The 6,545-nt window shown below is 70.9% G+C and carries 5 protein-coding genes; 4 read left to right on the forward strand and 1 reads right to left on the reverse strand.

Features of this window, described 5'->3' with window-relative positions; all coding sequences use genetic code 11:
• Positions 1–98: 98 nt before the first annotated feature.
• Positions 99–1,115: a LacI family DNA-binding transcriptional regulator gene (locus C1I97_RS28255; protein WP_111005967.1), complete on the reverse strand. Its 1,017-nt coding sequence runs from the start codon at positions 1,113–1,115 to the stop codon at positions 99–101.
• Positions 1,116–1,524: 409 nt separating this feature from the next.
• On the opposite strand from C1I97_RS28255, the gene C1I97_RS28260 reads away from it, so the two are divergent.
• The 4 genes from C1I97_RS28260 to C1I97_RS28275 form a co-directional block, all read left to right on the forward strand.
• Complete coding sequence (locus C1I97_RS28260; protein ID WP_111005968.1) at positions 1,525–3,465, forward strand: acyl-CoA dehydrogenase family protein; 1,941 nt, start codon at positions 1,525–1,527, stop codon at positions 3,463–3,465.
• A gap of 172 nt (positions 3,466–3,637) precedes the next feature.
• The gene (dxr, locus tag C1I97_RS28265; RefSeq protein ID WP_111005969.1) at positions 3,638–4,900 is read left to right on the forward strand and encodes a 1-deoxy-D-xylulose-5-phosphate reductoisomerase; all 1,263 of its coding nucleotides are present in this window, start codon (positions 3,638–3,640) and stop codon (positions 4,898–4,900) included.
• A gap of 8 nt (positions 4,901–4,908) precedes the next feature.
• Positions 4,909–6,201, forward strand: coding sequence for a M50 family metallopeptidase (locus C1I97_RS28270; RefSeq protein ID WP_181446957.1), 1,293 nt, complete (start codon positions 4,909–4,911; stop codon positions 6,199–6,201).
• Between the two features lie 174 nt (positions 6,202–6,375).
• A partial coding sequence (locus C1I97_RS28275) for a flavodoxin-dependent (E)-4-hydroxy-3-methylbut-2-enyl-diphosphate synthase (RefSeq protein WP_181446956.1) occupies positions 6,376–6,545 on the forward strand: 170 nt, incomplete at its 3' end.

Here is a 6,545-nt window from a genome sequence, read left to right on the forward strand (position 1 = left end):
CCTCTCCGCCCCGCCGGGCGGTTCGAGAGTCCTACCGCTCCTCTGCCGCCCGGCGGGCGAAGTCGTCCACCAGGCCCTCCAGCGCCTGCGCGGCCAGATCAGCGTACTCGCCGAAGGGCCGGGCCCGAGCTCGTCCGGACCGTCAACCCGGGCGGGAGGAGCACCACTTCGTCCGTGCCGCGCCCGCCGAGCTTCGCCATCAGGTGCTCGACCGCGCGCCGGCCCATCTCCTGGGCGGGGATGCCCACGGAGGTCAGGCGCACCGAGGCCTGGACGGCCACCTGGTCGGGGCAGATGGCGACCACCGACATGTCCTCCGGCACGGCCCGGCCCTGCTGGCGCAGCAGGGCGAGCAGGGGTTCGACGGCGGACTCGTTCTGCACGACGAAGCCCGTGGTGCCGGGGCGCTCGTCGAGGATCCGGGCCAGCGTGGCCGCCACCGCGTCGTAACCGCCCTCGCACGGACGGTGCAGCGCCCGCAGGCCCAGCTCGCGGGCCCGGGAGCGCAGGCCGTCGAGGGTGCGTTCGGCGAAGCCGGTGTGCCGCTCGTAGACCGCGGGCGCCTCGCCGATGACAGCGATGTCGCGGTGCCCGAGCATCGCCAGGTGCTCCAGGCAGAGCGCGCCCGTCGCACCCCAGTCCAGGTCGACGCAGGTCAGGCCGGTGGTGTCGGCGGGCAGGCCGATCAGGACGGACGGCTGGTCGGACGCGCGCAGCAGCGGCAGCCGCTCGTCGTCCAGTTCGACGTCCATCAGGATCATGGCGTCGGCGAGTCCACTGCCGGTGACCCGGCGCACGGCGTCGGGGCCCTCCTCGCCGGTGAGCAGCAGCACGTCGTGGCCGTGGGCGCGGGCGGTGGTCGCCACGGCGATGGCGATCTCCATCATCACCGGTACGTACATGTCGGTGCGCAGCGGGACCATCAGGGCGATGATGTTCGACCGGCTGCTCGCCAGGGCGCGGGCGCCCGCGTTCGGGTGGTAGCCGAGCACCCGGATGCTCTCCTCGACCCGCCGCCGGGTGCTCGCGGAGATGGACCGCTTGCCGCTGAGGACGTAGCTCACCGTGCTCGCCGAGACTCCGGCGTGCTGGGCGACCTCGGCGAGGGTGACCATCCAGCTCTCCCAGCTTTGTGAAGCGCTTCGACAGTGCGCGTTACCGACATCGGGCGGTGAGGGTGGTCCGACAGTAACTCCAGGAGGAGTGGGTGTCCAGAGGCTGTCGAAGCGCTTCGACTGTTTTCTTTCGGCGGCCCCAGGGGCGAGAACGGCGGCAAGGGCGGCGGCAAAGGCGGCGGCAAGGGAGGAGGCAAGGGCGACAGGGCCATCCGAATGGAGCACACGACTGGTCGCCGGGCCGCGTCCCCGTGATGCTGGGTGGCGCCGCACCGAAACAGAACGGTGGACTGCGAGCGTCCGTGCGCGAGGGGTGGTGGGTCCGCCCGGTATCGGGTACATACGATCCAGTAGCACCGGTCGGTAACGTACTGCCCTCACAATCCCTATTCGCGGCGAGGTGAGCCTCATGTCCGCACCACCGTCCAACAAGCCCACCGTCACCGAGCGCGAGGCGCGCCAGGTGGCGGAGGCCGCCCGGGAGCAGGACTGGCGCAAGCCCAGCTTCGCCAAGGAGCTGTTCCTCGGCCGCTTCCGGCTGGACCTCATCCATCCGCACCCGCTCCCGGCCGACGACGACGCCCAGCGCGGCGAGGAGTTCCTCGCCAAGCTCCGCGACTTCTGCGAGACGAAGATCGACGGGGCCCGGATCGAGCGCGACGCGCGCATCCCGGACGAGGTCATCACCGGCCTCAAGGAGCTCGGCGCCCTCGGCATGAAGATCGACACCAGGTACGGCGGCCTCGGCCTGACCCAGGTCTACTACAACAAGGCCCTCGCCCTGGCCGGCTCCGCCAGCCCCGCGATCGGCGCGCTGCTCTCCGCGCACCAGTCGATCGGCGTACCGCAGCCGCTGAAAATCTTCGGCACGCGGGAGCAGAAGGACACCTTCCTGCCGCGCTGCGCCCGCACGGACATCTCCGCCTTCCTGCTGACCGAGCCGGACGTCGGCTCCGACCCGGCACGCCTGGCGACCACGGCGGTCCCGGACGGGGACGACTACGTCCTCGACGGGGTCAAGCTGTGGACGACCAACGGGGTCGTGGCCGACCTCCTCGTCGTCATGGCGCGCGTGCCGAAGTCCGAGGGCCACCGGGGCGGCATCACCGCCTTCGTCGTCGAGGCCGCCTCCGAGGGCGTCACGGTGGAGAACCGCAACGCCTTCATGGGCCTGCGCGGCATCGAGAACGGCGTCACCCGCTTCCACCGGGTCCGCGTCCCGGCCGCCCACCGCATCGGCGAGGAGGGCCAGGGCCTGAAGATCGCCCTGACCACCCTCAACACCGGCCGGCTCTCCCTGCCCGCGATGTGCGCGGGCGCCGGCAAGTGGTGCCTGAAGATCGCCCGCGAGTGGTCGGCGGCCCGCGAGCAGTGGGGCAAACCGGTCGCGCTGCACGAGGCGGTCGGCTCCAAGATCTCCTTCATCGCGGCCACCACCTTCGCGCTGGAGGCGGTGCTCGACCTGTCCTCCCAGATGGCCGACGAGAACCGCAACGACATCCGCATCGAGGCCGCCCTCGCCAAGCTCTACGGCTCGGAGATGGCCTGGAAGATGGCCGACGAGCTGGTCCAGATCCGCGGCGGCCGCGGCTTCGAGACGGCCGCCTCCCTCGCCGCCCGCGGCGAACGCGCGGTCCCCGCCGAGCAGATGCTGCGCGACCTGCGCATCAACCGCATCTTCGAGGGCTCCACCGAGATCATGCACCTGCTGATCGCGCGCGAGGCCGTCGACGCCCACCTCTCGGTCGCCGGCGACCTCATCGACCCCGACAAGTCCCTGTCGGACAAGGCGAAGGCGGGCGCGAACGCGGGCGTCTTCTACGCCAAGTGGCTGCCGAAACTGGTCGCCGGCCCCGGTCAGCTCCCGCGCTCGTACGCCGAGTTCCACCCGCCCGGCCACCGCGACCTCTCACCCCACCTGCGCTACGTCGAACGCCACGCCCGCAAGCTCGCCCGCTCCACCTTCTACGCCATGTCCCGCTGGCAGGGCCGGATGGAGACCAAGCAGGGCTTCCTCGGCCGGATCGTCGACATCGGCGCCGAACTGTTCGCGATGAGCGCGGCCTGCGTCCGCGCCGAACTCCTGCGCACCCAGGGCGACCACGGCCGCGAGGCCTACCAGCTCGCCGACGCCTTCTGCCACCAGTCCCGCATCCGCGTCGCCGAACTCTTCGACCGCCTGTGGACCAACACCGACGACCTGGACCGCAAGGTCGTCAAGGGCGTTCTCGGCGGCACCTACACCTGGCTGGAGGAGGGTGTCATCGACCCGTCGGACGACGGCCCGTGGATCGCGGACGCGTCACCCGGGGAGCCGAGGAGGGAGAACGTGCACCGGCCGATCCGCTGACGCCGGCCACGGGTACGGCACGGTGGGATTCCGAAGCCCGGCGGGCGCGACCGGCAGGCCGGCCGCGCCCGCCGAGCGGCGCGGGCAGATCAGGAGCGCGATGTCCGGCAACGTGCCCCGGCCCGGGGGACGCGCTGTCCTGCCGGGCACCCGTTGCCGCCACAATGGGGGGATGAGTGACAGTCCAGCCTCTCTCGCCGATCCGCATCTCGTCTTCGACCCCGTCACCGGGGACGGGCCCAAGGACGTGGTGGTCCTCGGGTCCACCGGGTCCATCGGCACCCAGGCCATCGACCTCGTGCTGCGCAACCCGGACCGCTTCCGGGTGACCGGGCTCTCCGCCAACGGCGGACGGGTCGGGCTCCTCGCCGAGCAGGCGTACCGGCTCCGGGCGCGGACCGTCGCGGTGGCCCGCGAGGACGTCGTACCGGCGCTGCGCGAGGCGCTGTCCGCGCAGTACGGGACCTCCGAGCCGCTCCCCGAGATCCTGGCCGGACCGGACGCGGCCACCCGGCTCGCCGCCTCCGACTGTCACACCGTCCTCAACGGCATCACCGGCTCCATCGGCCTCGCCCCGACCCTCGCCGCCCTGGAGGCGGGCCGCACCCTCGCGCTCGCCAACAAGGAGTCGCTCATCGTCGGCGGCCCGCTGGTCAAGGCGCTGGCCAAGCCGGGCCAGATCATCCCCGTGGACTCCGAGCACGCCGCCCTCTTCCAGGCGCTGGCCGCCGGGACCAGGGCCGACGTGCGCAAGCTCGTCGTCACCGCCTCCGGCGGGCCCTTCCGGGGCCGCAGCAAGGAGGAACTCGCGAACGTCACCGTCGAGGACGCCCTCGCCCACCCCACCTGGGCCATGGGCCCGGTGATCACGGTCAACTCCGCCACCCTGGTCAACAAGGGCCTGGAGGTCATCGAGGCGCACCTGCTGTACGACATTTCCTTCGACCGCATTGAGGTGGTCGTGCACCCGCAGTCGTATGTCCACTCGATGGTTGAGTTCACCGACGGATCCACGATCGCCCAGGCGACGCCCCCCGACATGCGCGGGCCCATCGCCATCGGCCTCGGCTGGCCCGAACGCGTCCCCGACGCCGCACCCGCCTTCGACTGGAGCACCGCGTCGACCTGGGAGTTCTTCCCCCTCGACAACGACGCCTTCCCCTCCGTCGGCCTCGCCCGGCACGTGGGCCGGCTCGGCGGCACCGCCCCGGCGGTGTTCAACGCGGCGAACGAGGAGTGCGTCGACGCGTTCCTGCGCGGCACACTGCCCTTCAACGCAATCATGGAGACCGTGACACAAGTGGTCGAGGAGCACGGCACTCCCCGCACGGGAACTACGCTCACCGTGCCGGACGTCCTCGAAGCGGAGACCTGGGCCCGCACCCGGGCCCGGGAACTGACAGCGCAGACGGCGACCGCGGAGGCGCGTGCATGACGTCCCTGATGATGATCCTCGGCATAGTCGTCTTCGTGGTCGGCCTGCTGTTCTCGATCGCCTGGCACGAGCTGGGGCACCTGTCCACCGCCAAGCTCTTCGGCATCCGTGTGCCGCAGTACATGGTCGGCTTCGGCCCGACCCTGTGGTCGCGGCACAAGGGCGAGACGGAGTACGGCATCAAGGCCATCCCGCTGGGCGGCTACATCCGCATGATCGGCATGTTCCCGCCGGGCGACGACGGCCGGATCACCGCACGCTCCACCTCGCCCTGGCGCGGCATGATCGAGGACGCCCGCTCGGCGGCCTTCGAGGAGCTGGGCCCCGGCGACGAGAAGCGCCTGTTCTACACGCGCGCCCCGTGGAAGCGGGTCATCGTGATGTTCGCGGGCCCCTTCATGAACCTGATCCTCGCGTTCGTCCTGTTCCTGACCGTCCTCATGGGCTTCGGCATCTCGCAGCAGACGACCACCGTCAGCTCGGTCTCCCAGTGCGTCATCGCGCAGAGCGAGAACCGCGACACCTGCAAGAAGACCGACCCCCTCGCCCCGGCCGCGGCCGCGGGACTGAAGGCCGGCGACAAGATCGTCTCCTTCAACGGGGTGAAGGCCGACAACTGGAACCAGCTCTCCGACCTCATCCGTGCCCACCCCGGCAAGGACGTGTCGATCGTCGTCGACCGGGGCGGCCAGGACGTCACCCTGCACGCGAAGATCGCCACCAACCAGGTCGCCAAGAAGGACTCCCACGGCCAGATCGTGCAGGGCCAGTACGTGAGCGCCGGCTTCCTCGGATTCAGCGCCGCCACCGGTATCGTCCGCCAGGACTTCGGCCAGTCGGTGACCTGGATGGGCGACCGCCTCGGCGAGGCCGCCCACTCCATCGCGAGCCTGCCCAGCAAGGTCCCCGCCCTGTGGAACGCCGCCTTCGACGGCGCCCCGCGCCAGCCCGACTCCCCGATGGGCGTGGTCGGCGCGGCCCGCGTCGGCGGTGAGATCTTCACCCTGGACATCCCGCCCACCCAGCAGCTGGCCATGGCCCTGATGCTGGTCGCCGGCTTCAACCTCTCCCTGTTCCTGTTCAACATGCTCCCGCTGCTGCCGCTGGACGGCGGCCACATCGCGGGCGCGCTGTGGGAGTCGCTGCGCCGGAACCTGGCGAGGGTGCTGCGCCGCCCGGACCCGGGGCCGTTCGACGTGGCGAAGCTGATGCCGGTGGCTTACGTGGTGGCGGGCGTGTTCGTCTGTTTCACGGTCCTCGTTTTGATCGCTGACGTAGTCAATCCGGTCAAGATCTCCTAGCCACCCGCTGTTCGGAGGTGGCCGGGCGGATCTTCCGCCCGGCCACCTTCCATTGAGTGGGTTTGACGGGTGGGATGTGCCGGCGCGCGCGGCCGTGCCGTAATCTCGGAGCCTGGGAGCCTCCGCCGCTGACCGGGGCCGGACCTTGATCCACGACTTGGGGTTGCACAGCAGATGACTGCGATTTCTCTCGGCATGCCGTCCGTTCCGACCAAGCTCGCCGAGCGCCGCAGGAGCCGGCAGATCCAGGTCGGGTCGGTGGCGGTGGGCGGGGACGCGCCGGTGTCGGTGCAGTCGATGACCACGACGCGTACGTCGGACATCGGTGCGACGCTGCAGCAGAT

The organism is Streptomyces sp. NTH33 (assembly GCF_003236365.1).
Taxonomy (GTDB): Bacteria; Actinomycetota; Actinomycetes; order Streptomycetales; family Streptomycetaceae; genus Streptomyces.